This is a genomic window from Neomelitea salexigens DSM 19753, from assembly GCF_000422345.1.
In the GTDB taxonomy this organism is placed as follows: Bacteria; Pseudomonadota; Gammaproteobacteria; order Pseudomonadales; family Spongiibacteraceae; genus Spongiibacter; species Spongiibacter marinus_A.
In genome coordinates this window covers 364,955-381,959 of the sequence record NZ_AULP01000002.1, presented here as the reverse complement: position 1 = coordinate 381,959, position 17,005 = coordinate 364,955, and the positions used below count along the sequence as shown (strand labels likewise).

The 17,005-nt window shown below is 56.6% G+C and carries 18 protein-coding genes; 14 read left to right on the top strand and 4 right to left on the bottom strand.

The genetic code is table 11. The features are described 5' to 3' along the window. The first annotated feature begins 46 nt into the window (after positions 1 to 46). Positions 47 to 532: an NUDIX domain-containing protein gene (locus H573_RS0105155; protein ID WP_027873327.1), complete on the top strand. Its 486-nt coding sequence runs from the start codon at positions 47 to 49 to the stop codon at positions 530 to 532. On the opposite strand, the gene H573_RS17115 is transcribed toward H573_RS0105155, so the two are convergent. Then, positions 533 to 1,621: a mechanosensitive ion channel family protein gene (locus H573_RS17115; RefSeq protein ID WP_051171032.1), complete on the bottom strand. Its 1,089-nt coding sequence runs from the start codon at positions 1,619 to 1,621 to the stop codon at positions 533 to 535. 161 nt (positions 1,622 to 1,782) lie between these two features. On the opposite strand from H573_RS17115, the gene ilvD reads away from it, so the two are divergent. From ilvD to H573_RS0105115, 7 genes are all read left to right on the top strand, one after another. Further along, positions 1,783 to 3,624 carry a dihydroxy-acid dehydratase gene (gene ilvD, locus H573_RS0105145; protein WP_027873326.1) on the top strand — a complete coding sequence of 614 codons (1,842 nt, stop codon included), beginning with the start codon at positions 1,783 to 1,785 and terminating at the stop codon, positions 3,622 to 3,624. A gap of 82 nt (positions 3,625 to 3,706) precedes the next feature. After that, a complete protein-coding gene (locus H573_RS0105140) occupies positions 3,707 to 4,339 on the top strand; it encodes a DUF998 domain-containing protein (protein ID WP_027873325.1) in 633 nt (210 codons plus the stop codon). A gap of 34 nt (positions 4,340 to 4,373) precedes the next feature. After that, positions 4,374 to 4,931 (top strand): hypothetical protein, encoded by a 558-nt coding sequence (locus tag H573_RS0105135; RefSeq protein WP_027873324.1) that lies wholly within the window; start codon positions 4,374 to 4,376, stop codon positions 4,929 to 4,931. A 34-nt stretch (positions 4,932 to 4,965) separates the two neighbouring features. Beyond that, positions 4,966 to 5,715 carry an SDR family NAD(P)-dependent oxidoreductase gene (locus H573_RS0105130; protein WP_027873323.1) on the top strand — a complete coding sequence of 250 codons (750 nt, stop codon included), beginning with the start codon at positions 4,966 to 4,968 and terminating at the stop codon, positions 5,713 to 5,715. A gap of 93 nt (positions 5,716 to 5,808) precedes the next feature. Next, the gene (locus tag H573_RS17110; RefSeq protein ID WP_051171031.1) at positions 5,809 to 8,088 is read left to right on the top strand and encodes a TonB-dependent receptor; all 2,280 of its coding nucleotides are present in this window, start codon (positions 5,809 to 5,811) and stop codon (positions 8,086 to 8,088) included. A 132-nt stretch (positions 8,089 to 8,220) separates the two neighbouring features. Continuing rightward, positions 8,221 to 8,379: a YqaE/Pmp3 family membrane protein gene (locus H573_RS19265; protein WP_036255757.1), complete on the top strand. Its 159-nt coding sequence runs from the start codon at positions 8,221 to 8,223 to the stop codon at positions 8,377 to 8,379. Continuing rightward, positions 8,376 to 8,759 carry a DUF4112 domain-containing protein gene (locus H573_RS0105115; protein WP_027873322.1) on the top strand — a complete coding sequence of 128 codons (384 nt, stop codon included), beginning with the start codon at positions 8,376 to 8,378 and terminating at the stop codon, positions 8,757 to 8,759. The genes H573_RS19265 and H573_RS0105115 overlap by 4 nt, the downstream gene beginning before the upstream one ends. 50 nt (positions 8,760 to 8,809) lie before the next feature. Here the strand turns inward: H573_RS0105115 and ahpF are convergent, their stop codons facing one another. Next, entirely contained in the window at positions 8,810 to 10,405 is a 1,596-nt protein-coding gene (gene ahpF / locus H573_RS0105110; RefSeq protein WP_027873321.1) for an alkyl hydroperoxide reductase subunit F, read from the bottom strand. A gap of 56 nt (positions 10,406 to 10,461) precedes the next feature. After that, positions 10,462 to 11,031, bottom strand: a complete 570-nt coding sequence (gene ahpC / locus H573_RS0105105; protein WP_027873320.1) for an alkyl hydroperoxide reductase subunit C — start codon at positions 11,029 to 11,031, stop codon at positions 10,462 to 10,464. 142 nt (positions 11,032 to 11,173) lie between these two features. Between ahpC and oxyR the strand changes: the two genes are divergently transcribed. Continuing rightward, positions 11,174 to 12,088, top strand: a complete 915-nt coding sequence (gene oxyR / locus H573_RS0105100; protein WP_027873319.1) for a DNA-binding transcriptional regulator OxyR — start codon at positions 11,174 to 11,176, stop codon at positions 12,086 to 12,088. 65 nt (positions 12,089 to 12,153) lie between these two features. Here oxyR and H573_RS0105095 read toward each other — a convergent pair whose 3' ends face one another. Continuing rightward, positions 12,154 to 13,059 (bottom strand): Dyp-type peroxidase, encoded by a 906-nt coding sequence (locus H573_RS0105095; protein ID WP_027873318.1) that lies wholly within the window; start codon positions 13,057 to 13,059, stop codon positions 12,154 to 12,156. Positions 13,060 to 13,202: 143 nt separating this feature from the next. On the opposite strand from H573_RS0105095, the gene gshA reads away from it, so the two are divergent. Genes gshA through H573_RS0105070 form a run of 5 tightly spaced genes read left to right on the top strand, consistent with a single transcriptional unit; the run spans position 13,203 to position 16,995 of the window. Beyond that, positions 13,203 to 14,771: a glutamate--cysteine ligase gene (gshA, locus tag H573_RS0105090; RefSeq protein ID WP_027873317.1), complete on the top strand. Its 1,569-nt coding sequence runs from the start codon at positions 13,203 to 13,205 to the stop codon at positions 14,769 to 14,771. Then, complete coding sequence (locus H573_RS18865) at positions 14,768 to 15,397, top strand: acyl carrier protein phosphodiesterase (protein ID WP_051171029.1); 630 nt, start codon at positions 14,768 to 14,770, stop codon at positions 15,395 to 15,397. Before gshA ends, H573_RS18865 begins: the two co-directional genes overlap by 4 nt. A gap of 47 nt (positions 15,398 to 15,444) precedes the next feature. Beyond that, complete coding sequence (locus H573_RS0105080; protein WP_027873316.1) at positions 15,445 to 15,939, top strand: disulfide bond formation protein B; 495 nt, start codon at positions 15,445 to 15,447, stop codon at positions 15,937 to 15,939. Further along, on the top strand, positions 15,939 to 16,307 hold the full coding sequence (locus H573_RS0105075) for a CidA/LrgA family protein (protein WP_027873315.1): 369 nt from the start codon (positions 15,939 to 15,941) through the stop codon (positions 16,305 to 16,307). The genes H573_RS0105080 and H573_RS0105075 overlap by 1 nt, the downstream gene beginning before the upstream one ends. Then, the gene (locus tag H573_RS0105070) at positions 16,300 to 16,995 is read left to right on the top strand and encodes an LrgB family protein (protein WP_027873314.1); all 696 of its coding nucleotides are present in this window, start codon (positions 16,300 to 16,302) and stop codon (positions 16,993 to 16,995) included. The genes H573_RS0105075 and H573_RS0105070 overlap by 8 nt, the downstream gene beginning before the upstream one ends. The last annotated feature ends 10 nt before the right edge of the window (positions 16,996 to 17,005 follow it).

Sequence of the window (17,005 nt, the reverse complement as noted above, 5' to 3'; positions counted from 1 at the left end):
GTGGCGGCGGGGCTTTCACCCCGCCCCATCGTTTAAGGAAAAAACCATGAATTACTGCCCGCAGTGCGCCAGCCCTATGGGCGATGTTTTGGTGGACAACGAAATTCGCAGTGGCTGCCCGGACAGGGACTGCGGCTACGTCCATTTCAACAACCCAGTGCCCGTTGTGGCGATGATTGTCGAAGTGGATGGCGGCGTGGTCCTGGCACACAATGTGGCATGGCCCAAAGCCTTCTACTCAATTATTACGGGCTTTCTCGAGGCGGGCGAAGACCCTCTGGAGTGCGCTCGCCGAGAAACCAAGGAAGAGCTTAATTTGCACGCCCTGGAAACTGATTTAGTGGGGGTGTACCCCTTCGCTCAGCAAAACCAAGTGATCATCGCCTACCATGTGAAAGCGGCTGGAGAGATTCGCCTGAATCACGAGTTGGATGACTATAAAATCATTCCTGTTGAGCAGCTCAAAGGGTGGGATATGGGGACTGGCCTGGCGATCAATGACTGGCTGGCGCAGCGGCGTCGCGACGCCTGATTATTCCTCCTCGCTGGCAGTGCCGCGATCTTTCTCCGCTTCATTTTTTGCTAGCAGGCGAGCGGCTTCGAGCTCTTCTGTAAGCGCGCCGAGTTCGGCTTTCACCGCTTCTCGGGCCTCGCCTTCCAGGGGCTCTTCCTCGTTTTTCAACTGGGTTTTCAGTGCGTTAATTTTATTTTCCAATGCAGTAACGGCACTGCTCAATTCCGCCTTATTAAATAAAACCTCTTCGGCGTGACCATCGTTGTGAGTCTCACGGTAATAGCGTCGTTTAACCGGAATAATAGGTTCGTCGGCATTGAGTACGCGCTGGTTCATAAAGTTTGGCGAGACGATTTCGATGCCGGCATCATGAAGTGCGTCGAGCATGCGCCCGCGTAGCTTGGAGCGCGTGCTTACCAGCAGAGAGGCTTCTTTCAGCCATCCGCTGGCGCGGTACAGCACGGAGAAATCACCCAGTTCGCGAATTTGCACAAAGCCGTTTTCAAGCTCTGCTTTATCGAGGGCACTTAATAGCGCGGCCTCAATGTCGCGGCGGTCAACGTCGTAACCCAGGGATACGTCCGCCGACACCACGGTGCCTGATGAGCGCACCACATTGTAGGGTTCCTGAACCAGCAACAGGTTGGGCACGGTGACCAACTCGCTGGTCTCGTTTTGGATTTCCACATGCAATAAGCCGAGTTGGCTCACCCGCCCCAATTCATTGCGAAACTCTATGTAGTCGCCCGCTTTGAAGCTGTTGACGGTGCGCAGCATAAACCCCGCCATCAGGTTACCCATTACCGAGGTTGACGACAGCGCGATGGCCGCTGAGGCGAGCAGACCGACCAGCGAAAACAGCTGTCCGCGTAGTTCGCTGTCCATGGGTAAGGTGGCAATCAGTGCAACCAGGCCAAGCAGTCGAAACACCAGGCGCATGCCCTGCTCGCGGTAGCGGATGTCGGCGCCGTGTTCTTTCTGAACGCTGAAGAGCTTGCGGGTAATCAGCCAGCCAATGACAATCAGCAGCAGAGCAACAAGCGCTGGCACCCAGAGCCCAAGCCAGGTAGGTAAAATGCCCTGTGCTGCGTCTATCGCCTGTTCCATACGTTTTTGCCTTACCTTCGCCGAGTTTCTGAGCTTTGATGGTGCTCAGTGTAGTCTGCTCGCTGTGTCGCGGATAGTCCTGTGCAGGCATAGGGTGAGTGCCCAGCGCTGTGTTAAACTGACCGGCTCAAACGGAGAGTCGATTTAACAAAGAGGTCAGCATGCCTGCATACCGTTCCAAAACCTCCACCGCCGGCCGCAATATGGCAGGTGCCCGAGCGCTGTGGCGCGCCACGGGTATGAAAGACGATGATTTCAACAAGCCGATCATCGCCATCGCCAACTCCTTCACCCAGTTTGTGCCGGGTCATGTCCACCTCAAGGACATGGGGCAGCTGGTCGCCCGCGAGATCGAAAAAGTGGGCGGTGTGGCAAAAGAGTTCAACACTATTGCTGTAGACGACGGCATTGCCATGGGGCACGACGGCATGCTTTACAGCCTGCCAAGCCGCGATATCATTGCCGACTCCGTTGAGTACATGGTCAACGCCCACTGCGCCGATGCCATTGTATGTATTTCCAACTGCGACAAGATTACTCCGGGCATGTTGATGGCGGCGATGCGTCTGAATATTCCGGTCATTTTTGTTTCCGGTGGCCCGATGGAAGCCGGCAAAACCAAGTTGTCCGAGCATAAGCTGGATCTGGTTGATGCCATGGTTATCGCCGTGGATGAAAATGCGGACGATGAGACCGTTGCCGAATACGAGCGCTCGGCGTGTCCAACCTGTGGCAGCTGTTCAGGAATGTTTACCGCGAATTCAATGAATTGCCTTACCGAAGCGCTGGGTCTGTCGCTGCCTGGTAATGGCTCGTTGCTGGCCACTCACGCCGACCGCGAAAAACTGTTTCTGGAAGCCGGCCGCCGAATTGTTGAGCTTGCCAAGCGCTACTACGAAGAAGACGACGACAGCGTACTGCCGCGCAATATTGCCAGTCGTGAGGCGTTCAATAATGCGATGGCACTCGATATTGCCATGGGCGGCTCAACGAACACGATTCTTCACCTGCTTGCCGCCGCTCAGGAAGCGGAGTTGGACTTTGGCATGAAGGACATCGACGAATTGTCTCGCCGCGTGCCTCAGCTCTGTAAGGTTGCACCGAATACACCGCTCTACCATATGGAAGACGTGCACCGCGCTGGCGGTGTTATGGGTATTCTCGGTGAGTTGGCGCGCGCTGACCTGCTCAACACCGGCCTGCCTACCGTGCATGCCAGCAGTGTGGCCTCGGCCCTGCAAACCTGGGACATCATGGTGACCGACAACGACGCGGTAAAAACCTTTTACAAGGCTGGCCCCGCAGGGATTCCGACGCAAACCGCCTTTAGCCAGGACACGCGCTGGTCGTCCCTGGATGCCGACCGTGAAAATGGCTGCATTCGCTCGCTGGATCACGCTTTCTCGGAAGAAGGTGGTTTGGCGGTGCTGCATGGCAACATCGCCGAGGACGGCTGCGTTGTAAAAACCTCGGGCGTGGATGAAAGCATCCTGGTCTTTGAAGGCCCGGCGCATATCTGCGAGAGCCAAGAGGATGCGGTTGATGACATCCTCAATGACCGTGTAAAAGCCGGTGACGTGGTGATTGTGCGCTATGAAGGCCCCAAAGGTGGCCCGGGTATGCAAGAGATGTTGTATCCCACCAGCTACATCAAGTCGAAAGGCTTGGGCAAGGCCTGTGCGCTGCTGACCGATGGCCGTTTCTCGGGCGGTACATCTGGCTTGTCGATCGGCCACGCCTCACCAGAGGCCGCAGCGGGCGGCGCCATTGGTTTGGTAGAGCAGGGCGATATCATTCGCATTGATATTCCTGCGCGCACCATTAATGTGCTGCTCGATGATGCTGAACTGGCTAAGCGCCGCAAGGCGATGGATGCCAAAGGCAGCGAGGCCTGGAAGCCACTAAAAGAGCGTCCGCGCAAGGTTTCTGCAGCGCTCAAAGCCTATGCCAAAATGGCAACCAGCGCAGATAAAGGTGCTGTAAGGGACATCAGTCAGCTGTAATGCACGCTGCGCCGCTGGAGCACACAGCGCTTCGGCGGCGCGCTAGCTTGCATGGCCAGCGGTGACACCAAGGAATGAGTGTATGGCGCAAGATTGGCGCCGGCTGGGGTATATCGCCGGTATTGTAATTCCTTTCTGGCTGCTAGTTGGGGTGATGCTCGCCGCATCGTTCTACCCTGGCTATAGCCATCGCCACCAAGCGCTGAGTGAATTGGGCGCGACTGGGGCGCCGACCGATGTGCTGTCACCACTGATCAATAATTTCCCGTTGGGCGGGCTGTTTCTACTGTTCGCCTATGCGGTTTTCACAACCTTCCCTCACTCCCGGTTGGCAAAGTTTAGCGCCGTGCTCATAGGTGTACATGGCGTGGCCAGTATCGGAGCTGGCCTGTTTTCCTGCGACATGGGTTGTAACCCGCCGTCTCCTTCTGTTGATCAGCAGCTGCACAATTTTTTTGGGGCGGTGATGTTTTTGAGTTTACTGATAGCGAGCGCACTGTGGAGTAGCCTCAGCTGGCGCGTGCTGCAGTGTCGCTGGCTGGCTGTGCTATCAGCCGCTTGCTGCGCATTGGCAATTCTGACCTTGTGGCCCATGGCTGCAGCCATCGAGTCAGGGGAAAACTTTGGCGTATACCAGCGCCTTAACTACGGCGTGTCGGTACTTTGGTTGAGCGCGCTGGCGGGTCAGCTTTATTGGCTGCAGGGCCGTCGATAAGGTCGGCAATGAACAGTTAAAGGGATCATAGATTATGGAAGAATCCTCGTCGCTAGAGCAGCAGTCAGCGGCCAATCAAGTTGCAGAATTCCCCGGTTACTTTGCGGTATCAACGACAAAGTTCATTGTCATGTCGGTGTGCACGCTGGGGCTGTATGAGGTGTTTTGGTTTTATAAAAACTGGCAGCGCGTGAAAGAAAAAACCGGCGCACAGATGATGCCATTTTGGCGAGCCGTGTTCGCGCCGCTGTGGGCCTATGTATTGTTTGATCATTTGCGCGACCAGCTTAAAGAATGGTACATAGCAAGCACGCTTGTCGCCGGCGCGTGGGCGCTCCTCTATCTTGCCTTTCAGGTGCTGTCGCAATTTGAAGCGCCAGTGGGCCTGTTGGCGATACTGTCTTTTAGTGCCCTGCTGCCGGCAAATGCCGCGATGAGCCGTATCAACGCTGTTCAGCAACCCCCTGTGGAGCTGAATGATAAAATACAGGGTTGGAATTGGCTGGCAGTGGCGCTAGGCGGCGTGTTTTATTTGATGTTGGCGCTGGCGTTGCTCGGGCCCGGTGACATGGCGCCGGCCCAGCGAATTTAACAGGGCAGAGTGCTGAGTTAGGGAGAATAATTATATGCAAAGACATAAGGGTAGTGTTGCGCTGGTTACTGGCGCGGCGTCGGGTATCGGGCGCGCTACGGCGATTCGGCTGGCGCAAGAGGGCGCAAGCGTTATGCTCTGCGATGTGAATATGAGCGGTCTAGAGGAAACGCTCAGCCTGATGCCGCCCTCTGCCCGAGTACAGTGCCAAGAGCTGGACGTGACTAACATCGACAGCTGCCAGCAAGCAGTTGCCCAATGCATGATCGATTTCGGACGGCTGGATGTGCTGTGCAATATTGCCGGCATATCGCTGTGTCGCAACCTTGCTGACATTACCGCAGAGGAATGGCAGCGGATCGTTGCGATCAATCTAAACGGGGTGTTTTACATGTGCCAGGCGGCAATGCCCCACTTGGTGGAGACCCGGGGGAACATCGTTAATATGGCGTCGACGGCGGGCCTGGAGGGCTTGGCCTACAACGCGGGCTATTGCGCAACCAAGGGCGCGGTAGTGATGTTAAGCAAGTCGCTGGCAATGGAGTTCTCGGGCAAGGGCGTACGCGTGAATGCCGTCTGTCCCGGCGCGGTGGAAACGCCGCTGAGTGCTAAATTTGAAATGCCGGAAGGGGCCGACCCCGCGCTTTTGGGGCGTATGTTCCCCCTGTTGGAGATGAGTCAGCCCGAGGAAATTGCCGCCGCCGTGGCCTATCTGGCCTCGCAGGAGGCGCGCTTTGTTACCGGTGTCGCGTTTGCCATTGATGGCGGCCAGACAGCTGGCTAATGTACAGATATTGAAAATAGTGCAATACTGAAAATAGTGCAATACTGAAAGTCGCTAAGCATCGCATCAATAACTATAAAAGCGAGATCGACTATGCACAAAGCCTTGTCTGGCGCACTCACGGCGAGTGCGCTAATGGTTACCCCCCTGCCCGGCGCTGCTGAATCTGAGCCCGCCAAGCAACTCAAGCTGGAAGAAGTGATCGTGACCGCGCAGAAGCGCGCGGAGTCTTTGTCGGATGTGCCGGTTTCAGTAACCGCACTGGACGGTGACAAGCTTAAAAAAGCCGGTATTGAAAACCTGAGCGACCTTTCCGATTACACGCCGAATTTTAAATTGGTGGAAGGCGGTTTAATTCCCAATGTGTATATGCGCGGCGTGGGCTCCGGTTCAAACCAGGGCTTTGAGCTGTCAGTGGGCATATTCTCAGATGGCGTTCACTTGGGGCGCCCCCACCAAACTCGTGGGGCCTTCATGGATTTAGAGCGAGTGGAGGTGCTGCGCGGCCCGCAGTCTATCCTGTTCGGCAAAAATGCGATTGCCGGTGCCCTGAGTTTGATTGCCGCCAAGCCCGGCGACGAGCTGGAGGCGAACTTTAGCGCGCTGCGTGGCGGCCCGGATGGCCAGCGGGAAATCTCTGCAATGTTGTCGATGCCGCTCAGCGATACCTTTGGCATTCGTGCGGCGGTGAGAACGCGAGACGAAGATGGTTATATGACCAATGAAAATCCCGCCGTCGATCGCGATGAACCGGGCGTCGAGGAATTCTCAGGCCGTATCACCTTTGGTTGGCTGCCCAGCGATGACATCACGACCAGCCTGAAGCTTGAAAAAACCAATCGCAAGCAGGATGGTCGTCAGTTTGAAATTACGCACGAGAGCGCACTGACAGGTTGTAGCGGTGAAAATGTCACCTTGGACGGCATTAAAAATACCGACGCCGAAGAGTACGCCGAAATCGATAATTACAATGCCACACTCAACGTCGATATCGATTTTGAGAAGGGGACGTTTAGCTCGGTAACCGCGGCGACCGGCTTCGAGTCAGAGGACTTGTTTGACGGCGATTCCAGCAGTTTTGATACCGTACCGCTGTTGGGTATTGAAGAGTACGACCAACGCAGCCAGGAGTTCCGTTTTACCTCTCCAGGTGGAGAGTTTATCGACTACATTGTCGGCGCCTTCTATCAGGAGGGCGAGATGACCTTCTACGAGTCTACGCCCTTGAAGGTGCGCAATGGCGCACTGGCAGATGCGGGCCGCAATCCGGTGGGCTGCCTGATCAATACACAGACCAACGTGGCTGCGGACCTTGAGAAAGACTTCTACATGGACAGCGAGGCGTGGTCGACCTTTGCCCAGGTAACCTTCAACTGGACGGACTCTTTGAGAACAACGCTGGGCCTGCGTTACGTGAACGAGAAAAAAACCGGCTTCCGTGAATTATTCCTCTATCAGTCGGGGACGAAAAATCCCGTTGATCCGGTGACTGCGACCGTACTGGGTGCGCTGAACATTGAGGAGCATGAGATCGAGGGTGGCCGCGAGGTGGGTGTCACCCTGCCGTCGGTCAATGTTCAGTGGGATCTCAATGAAGACATTATGACCTACGCCACCGTTACCCGCGGGGCGAAGTCAGGCAGTTTTGACGCGCGCAACAACAATGCCAAAGATGGGCCGGGCGGTGGTGGCGAGAATTTTGAGTTTGAAGACGAAGTGGCCGATGCCATAGAAATAGGCAGTAAAATGCAGCTGGCTGATGGCGCGGCGGAACTGAATATTGCCGTGTATCACGTTGAGTACGAAGACATGCAGGTGAGTGTCTTTGACGGCGTAGCCGGTTTTGTGGTGTCCAATGCAGGTAGTGCATTGACGAAAGGTGTAGAGCTGGATGGGCGCTGGCTAATGAGTGAATGGTTTATGCTCAGCGGCTCGCTTGCCTACTTGGATTTTGAGTGGCTCGAATACAAAGAGGGCCCCTGTGTGGCCACTGCCGACGAGGATATATGCGACCTCAGCGGCAAAGAAAATCAACAGACGCCGGAGTGGACGGCCACGCTATCGGGTACGGTGAGTATTCCCATGCCAGCCGATTTAATGCTCGACTTCACCGCTGACGCCTCATTCAAAGATACCCATTTTACCTCGGGTGACCTCGACCCTCGCGGCATTCAGGGAGCCTACACCAAGTTCAATGCGCGCTTGGCGCTCGGCGACAGCAATGGCGACTGGTCCCTGGCGTTGGTGGGTAAGAATATTACCGACGAGCTGACGATTGGTATTGGCTCGCCCACGGTGTTGGACGTCGGCGGGTATCGCGGCACCCTGGAGCCACGCCGATCTTATTATCTAGAGGGCCGCGTGCAGTTCTAGGGGCTGTTAACGCCCCCATACCGCAGAGATTTGCGCTTCCTCCATTTGCGCCGGTGCCTTACCGAGGTTCACGGCGCTTTTTTTTCTGTGCTACCTTAAGTTACTCAACAGCTTGTTTATCAGGGATTTTTTATGGATATTATCCGCATCATCTTTGCCATTTTGCTGCCGCCCCTCGGTGTATTCCTGCAGGTGGGCATTGGCAAACACTTCTGGATTAACATCATCCTTACGCTGTTCGGCTACCTTCCCGGCATTATCCACGCGGTTTATATCATTGCCAAAAAATGACGGATGACAACATCGCACTGCGGGTGCGTCGCAGCCGTCAGTGGGCGACGCTACTCGACGGCGCTTGGGGAATTCCGTTTACCCGTTGGCGTATCGGTATTGACCCTTTGCTGGGTCTACTTCCTGTGGCCGGTGATGTGGTCGGGGCGCTGCTCGGCTTGGGCATTGTCTGGCAGGCCCACAAAGCATCGGCGCCGCGGGCACTGAAGGTAAAAATGCTTGGCAATATCGCCCTGGACTTTGCCCTGGGCGCGGTACCGATCGTCGGTGACATTGCCGACATCGCCTTTCGTAAAAATGATCGCAATGCCAAGCTGCTTGAAGACTGGGCAAATCAGTTGGACCACAGAGCCGAAGCGCGTACGACGTCGCGCCACTAAAAAAGCCCCGATACCGGGGCAAGCATGGGGTGTCGCACAGGGTGGGAGAATCAGGCAGCTTGGTGTCGGTCGCCGTCGGCTTGCGCATCGCTTACCGATTGACGAATCAAGTAGTCGAATGCACCGAGAGCGGCGTTGGCACCGTCCCCCATGGCAATAACAATCTGCTTGTAGGGGGTGGTGGTTGCGTCGCCAGCCGCGAACACGCCGGGCATTGAGGTCTCGCCACGGTCGCCAGTGATCACTTCGCCGCGTTCGCTGAGCGCCACGCTGTCCTGCAGGAATTCCGTGTTGGGCACTAAGCCGATCTGAACAAAAATGCCCGACAGTGCAAGCTCGCGCGACGCGCCGGAATTGCGGTCGGTATATCGCAGGCCGGTTACACGCTCGCCATCGCCGAGTACCTCGGTGGTTTGCGCGTTCAGGATAAATTCGATATTCGCCATGGAGTTTGCTTTGCGCTGCAGCACCTCGTCGGCGCGCAGGGTAGTGTCAAACTCCAACACCGTGACATGCTCGACAATGCCAGCCAGGTCAATGGCTGCTTCAACGCCGGAGTTGCCACCACCGATTACGGCTACCGACTTACCCTTGAACAAGGGGCCATCGCAGTGTGGGCAGTAGGCCACACCTTTGCCCCGGTACTGTTGTTCGCCGGGAACATTCATTTCACGCCAGCGGGCACCCGTGGCGAGCATCACCGATTTGCTGCGCAGCGCCATGCCGTCGCCGATATCAACGTGGATAAGGCCTTGCTGGTCTGTGCTGAGGCCGTGGGCACGCTGCCCCTCCATAATATCGACGTCGTAACTACTGACGTGCGCTTCCAGGTTCGCCGCCAATTTTGGTCCCTCGGTTTTTGACACCGAGACAAAGTTCTCAATTCCGACGGTATCCATCAGCTGGCCGCCAAATCGCTCGGCCAGAATTCCCGTGCGGATGCCTTTGCGCGCCGCATAGATGGCTGCCGATGCACCGGCGGGGCCACCGCCGATAACCAGCATGTCGAAGGCATCTTTATCGGCCAGCTGGGCGCGGCGACGTTCTCCGGCATTGCTGTCGACCTTCTGCAAAATATCTTGAAGGCTGATCCTGCCCTGTGAAAACGGCGCGCCATTTAACAACACCGAGGGCACGGCCATGATGTTGCGCTCGCTGACCTCATCTTGAAAAAGTGCGCCGTCGATCATCTCGTGGCGGATGTTGGGGTTGATGGCCGCCATCATGTTCAGCGCTTGAACGACATCGGGGCAGTTTTGGCAGCTCAGTGAAATATAGGTTTCGAAGTGCAGATCGCCGTCCAGGTCGCGGATTTGTTCTATCAGCGCCGGGTCAATTTTCATTGGGTGGCCGCCGCTGTGAAGAATGGCCAGCACCAGCGAGGTGAACTCGTGCCCCAGAGGTAAACCGGCAAAGCGAATTTCGGTGTCGCCGGCTGCTGGGCGCACGCCCATGGCAGGGCGGCGGACGTCGGCATGGGTATCGCGACGAACGCGAATTTCGCTGGAAAGACTATCGATATCTTGAATCAGTGCCTCCAGTTGCAGGGAGGCCTCGCCCTGGCCGGGGTAGGCGACCAGCTCTACCGGCGTTTTCAGGTTTTCCAAGTAGTTTGCCAGTTGCTGTTTCATTTTCAGGTCTAACATAGTGGCCCCTGTAGATTGAGTCGGTAAGAGCGGCCCCGTTTGGGGCCGGTGTGGCCTTAAATTTTGCCGACAAGGTCCAGCGACGGTGACAGCGTATCTTCGCCAGGCTGCCAAGCTGCTGGGCAGACTTCGCCATCGTGTTCGGCGACGTACTGTGCTGCCTGCACCTTGCGAACCAGCTCTTTGGCTGACCGGCCGATACCCAGGTCATGCAGTTCGGCAACCTTGATTTCTCCCTCGGGGTTAATTACGAAGGTGCCGCGCAGGGCCAGGCCGTCCTCTTCGATCATTACGCCGAAGTTGCGCGAGATCTTGCCAGTGGGGTCGCCGATCATCGGGAATTGGATTTTGCCGATGGTGTCGGAGCTGTCGTGCCACGCTTTGTGGGTGAAGTGTGTGTCTGTGGATACGGAGTAAACCTCAACACCCATCTCTTGCAGCTGCGCGTAGTGGTCAGCCATATCGCCCAGTTCGGTGGGGCAGACAAAGGTGAAGTCGGCCGGGTAGAACATCACGACCGACCATTTGCCTTTCAGGTCGGCATCGCTAACGTCGATGAAGTCACCCTGGTGGAAGGCGGTCGCCGTGAAGGGCTGTACTTTACTGTTGATAATCGTTGGGAACATAGTGCTCTCCTGTATTGTTTAGCGTCGAAAATGTGAAGACAGGAGTGAGTCTACTCAGGGATTTAAATGCGATCTAATCGATCGTAATGATTATTTTAATAGATAAATCCTATGGTATGCTGCGCTAAAGCAAGGAGGAGTCATGGTTAAACTTCGCGATTTGCAGTACCTCGATGCAGTGGCGCGCCACCAGCATTTTGGCCGTGCGGCCGAGGCGTGTTTTGTCAGTCAGCCGACGCTGAGCGGGCAAATTATGAAACTGGAAGAGCAGATCGGTTTGGTGCTGATTGAACGCCACCGTAAGCGAGTGATGCTGACGCCCGCGGGCGAGGCCTTGATTGGGCGCGCGCGGGCCGTCCTGCGCGCTGCTGAAGACTTTGAGGACAGTGCGCGGGCACTGTCGGCACCGCTGTCGGGTGACTTCCACCTAGGCCTGATCCCCACCGTGGCGCCCTACTTACTGCCCCATATTATGGGGCCACTGGGGCGGGACTTGCCGGAGGTGAATTTTTATCTCCACGAAGACCAGACGCATGTTCTGTTGCAACAGTTGGATGACGGCAAACTCGATGTGGTGATCTTGTCCTGGCTGGACAGCATCGAAAATGTGGAGCGCTACAACCTCTACCGTGAGCCCTTGGTGTTGGCGGCGCCAAACCATACACCGCTGGCAAAACTGGATCGCGCTGCGCTCTCTGATCTGGATGGTCAGTTAGTGCTTACTTTGGAAGATGGCCACTGCCTGCGTGATGAAACCTTAGACTATTGCTTTTCAGCAGGAGCGAAAGAGGACCAACGCTTTCAGGCTACCAGCCTGGAAACCCTGCGCTATATGGTCGCCAGTGGTCTGGGTATTACCTTGATGCCACAGCTCGCTGTGCGCCCCGCCGACGAAGATCAGGGCCTGCATTACGTGCCTTTTGGTACGCCGCCGCCGAGTAGGGAAATCTGTCTGTTGGTCAGGCCGAACTATTCGCGTATGGAGGCGGTGCGGGCGATGGTCGCCAGTATCCGCGGGGCAATGGCGGGGGCGTTGTCAGAGGCTGAGGGGGTTTAGCAGGCAAAAAAAGGGGCGCCGCTTGGGGCGCCCTAATCATACCTAGAGTAGGAGACTTCGTAATCTTAGTCAGACGCCAAATCAGAAAGTTCCGCCGCCGACGGTGCAAACCAGTAACTGCCGGTTAGCGGCGTCGAAAAATCATTCAAGCGATCCACAATGCCATCGTCGGCTTTGCCAAACATGCTCGCTAAAATGTGGTCATATCGCTCGATCTCGCAGCTAAAAGACAGGAAGTAAAGACCGTGCTGAGAGACTCCGCCATAGGGAACGCTGCGTCGATATAATTTTTGTGCCACGCCATCGATCTTCACATCGCTGCGACTCACGTGTGAGTCGTCCGGCATGGCATCTCCTTTCAGCTCGACGCTGTCGGGCTTGGTGCGACCGATCACCTTTTCCTGCTCGTGTTGCGACATTGCGCGGAAGTGCTTCAAATTGTGCTGCCACTGCTGCGAGAGCACAAAGCTACCGCCGGCGCCGGGTTGGCCCTCGGGGATCAGTGCGACTTTGCGCTGGCCCTCTCCTTTCGGGTTTTCGGTGCCATCGATAAAGCCACTGAGATCGCGGGAGTCTTTGTACAGAAAGCCGTTTATCTCAAGGGAAACGGCAGCCACGTCCGTCAGTAATTCGCTGGCTTTCATGGCGGCGTCAAACAATGCGCTGTATTCGTCTCCATTGAGCCACAGTAAAATACTGCGCTGTGTGGCGGGGGCGGCGACGGCGCCATTGCCGACCGCGCTGAAGGGTTTCAGCCCGGCGGGTTGAGAGCGACCCAGCCGCTGCCAGCAGTCTGCGCCGAAGGCCCAAACGACGTTGAGCTGGCGGCCGTCGAGGTCTTGAAGGGCGCCTATGGCGTTTGCCAACGATGCCTGTAACGCCGCGTCACTGGTGGCGTCTAACAATTCAAATTCGAGAAAGATATGACGATGACTGCCTTCGACAAAAATGCCGGCTTGGGGAAGACTCATGCGGTGTTCTCTTTTGGTGTGCGAAAAGTCATTTTTTAACAGGCCGCTGCGGGGCTGGCAATCCCGTTTGCGGCAAAGCTTGTTCACAATAGGTGGCGGAATTACACTGTTTGGCCTTTTCGCGCCCCGCCGAGGATAGAGTATTGGCTACACGTTTTGAGCAAAGGCTGGCTTTTCTTGCCGAGCCTGCGCAGCACAGTCTACTGAGAGCGATCCGTCGCGGTATCGAAAAGGAAAGCCTGAGAATGGATGGCGACGGCCTGTTATCGCGCAGCGCTCATCCCGAGGCCTTTGGTTCACCGCTCTGCCATCCGTCAATCACGACGGACTTTTCTGAAGCGCTGCTGGAATTCATCACGCCGGTGAGCGAGAGCATAGAGGAAACACTGGCTGAGTTAGACAGCATTCATCGCTTTGCCAGCGGTAGTCTTGGCGACGAGATGTTGTGGAATGCCAGCATGCCCTGCCGTCTGCCAGCCAGCGACGACATTCCGGTTGCACAATACGGCAGCAGCCATTCCGCTACTATGAAAACCCGCTACCGCCTTGGTCTGGGCCATCGCTACGGCCGGAAAATGCAAACCATCGCGGGTATCCACTACAACTTCTCGCTGCCGCCAGCGCTGTGGGATGCGCTCTTTCAGCTTCAGGGCGGTGAGGGAAAAGCCGACAAGGACTTTATTACCGACAGCTATTTTGCGCTGATTCGTAATTTTCGCCGTTACTCCTGGCTGTTGATTTATTTGTTTGGCGCCGCCCCAGCGGTGTCTAAGTGTTTTGTGAATGGCCAGAGCCACAATCTCCAGGAGTGGGGTGAGCACACGCTGTATGCGCCGTATGCGACCTCGCTGCGAATGGGAGATCTGGGTTATCAGAGTAATGCCCAGAAGAACCTCGATATCTGCTACAACCACCTCGATTTTTATATCGACACCCTGCGCAACGCCATTACCACCTCGCATGCAGATTACGAACGCATTCCCGCCAATGAACAGCTGAGCAGTGGTCTGCTGCAAATCGAAAACGAGTTCTACAGCCCCATTCGTCCCAAGCGGGTGACCGACAGCGGCGAGATTCCGCTGGGTGCGCTGCGTCGCGGTGGCGTGGAATACATCGAGGTTCGCTGCTTGGATGTGAACCCGCTACTGCCTCTGGGTATCGATGCGCAGCAGGTGCGCTTTATCGATGCTTTCCTGCTGTTCTGCCTGTGCCAAAACAGCGACCTGTGTGACGATGACGCCAATGCAGCGATCACCGATAATCTGTTAAAAGTGGTTAACGAGGGGCGCAAGCCCGGCCTGACTTTGACCGGCGAGGCGGGTGAGCAGCGTTTATTAGTAGAGTGGGGAGAATCCCTGCTCGATGATATTGACGCGCTCGCCGAGCAGCTTGACCGGGCGCACGGTGAAACACACTACCGGGAAAGCTGCGCCGCGCAGCGAGCCAAGCTGCGCAACCCTGCGCTAACGCCTTCAGCGCGCATTCTCGACGAAATCCAGCAGCGCGATGGCAGCTTCTTCCACTTTGCTTTGCGCCAGTCCCAGGAGCACGCTGAGCGTTTTAAGCAGTCACCGCTCCAGCCCTCTGAGGTCAGCCGTTTCGCTGGCCTTAAAGTGGAGTCGCAGGCCCAGCAGGCTGAGATTGAGTCGGAGAATAGTGGCAGTTTCGAGGATTATCTGGCGCGTTTCTACCAGCAATATAAAGCCCTGTGAACTTCCTCGCCCACTTCCATATTGCCGACGTCATCCGTCGTCGACGTGGAGAGGCCGATCACGGCCTGCTAGTCGGCGCGCTGTTAGGGGATCATGTAAAAGGGCCGCTGAAGGGCGAGTATCCCAGCCACTGGGAACAGGGAATTCGCCTGCATCGGCGCATTGATGCGCTCACCGATAGCGATCCCGCCACGCGCCAGTGCCTGCGCGCTTTCCCCGCCCACTTTCGACGCTACGGCGGCATTGCCCTGGACGTGTGCTACGACCACTTCTTGAGTCGCCATTGGCAGGCTGACTGGCTGGATACAGCGCCCCAGGCGTTGGCGGCGTTTAGCGAGCAGTGTTACCAACAATTGCAGGCAGACAGTCGGCACTTTCCTCAAGCCGCGCGGCGCCAGAGCCGTTTTCTGGCCGAATACAATGTTCTGTGCTCGCTGCAAGACTGGCATAATATCGAGCGTACGCTAGCGCGCATCGCCCGCCGTTTGCAGCGGGATAATCCGCTCAGTGACTGCGGGCCGATCCTGACGTCTATGCAGGGTGAGATCGAAGCCAGTTTTCTGACCTTGTACCCGCGCCTGCTCGCTCAGCTCAGCGACGAATTTGCCAACGGAGCTACCGCCTGACTTGCCGAGCGGAACCGGCGGCAGCTAACCACAACAAGGGAATTATCATGGCCATCAGCTCACGCTGGATTTACTTTTTCATCTTTGCTTGTTGCACCGGTTTACTGGCTTACGCGCTGTATACCCAGTACGTTGATGGCCTGCACCCCTGCCCCCTGTGCATTACCCAGCGGGCCTTCTTTGTGTTCACCGGCGTTGTTGCGGTGATGGCGCTGATCTTCCACCCACAACAACTGGGACGTTATATTGCCAGCGGCCTCATGTTGGTCAGCTGTGCCGCGGGCGGCGGTTTTGCCTATCGGCAAATCTGGCTGCAAGGGCTGCCACCGGAACAAGTACCGGCTTGTGGTCCGAGTTTGGAATACATGTTTGAGAATCTGCCAATGAGCGAGGCGTTCAGCACACTGCTGATGGGCGATGGCAACTGCGCAGAAGTGGTCTGGACCATGTTCGGGCTGAGCATGCCAACCTGGTCGTTGATCGCCTTTGTCGGTTTGGCCTTGGCCGCCGTGGCGAGCGCGCTGCCCTGGGTACGCCGTTAATGCTGGCGGGATTTCTCACCTTATTTACCTGCCAATTAGCCGGTGAATGGCTGCAGCGGGTGCTGGGCTTGCCCTTGCCGGGGCAGGTGCTGGGCATGTTCTTGCTGTTTATTCTGCTGTGTGTGCGCGGCGCGCTGCGCGATGACGCGGTACCCGAGGGCTTGAGTCAAGGTAGTCAGCGGTTGATTGAGTTGCTGCCGATGCTGTTGATGGCACCGGCGGCCGGCGTGTTCTTCCTTGGCGCTGGCTTTGCGGATCAATGGCCGGGTTTTATTGCCGCGGTGAGTGTTGGCACCGTGCTGACGATGATTGCCTGCGGCCTGTTATTGAAAATGCTAACGCGCGGTCGGAAGCAAGGCCATGACTGAGCTGATGCACACCCCGCTGTTTGGGCTGACATTAACCTTGTTGGCCTATCAATGCGCAATGTGGGCCTACACTCGCAGTGGCAAAATGGCGATGTTGCACCCGACGATTAGCGGGGCCGTATTGATTGCTGTCGCCTTAAAAGCCCTGCAGCTTGATTACTTTGCCTACTACCAGGATATTAACTGGCTCAACTTTTTGCTGGGGCCCGCCACGGTTGCATTGGCAGTGCCGCTGTATCGGCAATTACCCCTGCTCCGCGAGCTTGCTGGCCCCTTATTGGTGACGCTGTTTTTTGGGGCGACGTTTGCGTGCGCCTCGGCGTTGTTGTTAGCGTGGTGGCTCGGGGCGACACAGGAAACGCTGCTGTCGCTGATGACCAAGTCGATCACCACGCCGATCGCGATTACGGTGACTGAAGAAATTGGCGGTATTACGTCGGTTGCCGTTGGATCGGTGATTCTCACCGGGGTGGCGGGTATCACCACAATCAGCTGGTTGTTTGAGCGGCTAGATATCCGAGATGACCGTTTGTGGGGCTTCTGCCTGGGGCTGGCAGCCCACGCCATTGGTACCTCGCGCGCCTTCGAACGCAGTCCGGTGGCCGGTGCCTTTGCCAGTTTGGCGCTGTGCCTGACGGGCGCGTTCACAGCCCTGTTTGTGCCGCTGGCGGTGAGTTGGTTCGCCTGAGTTTTGACCG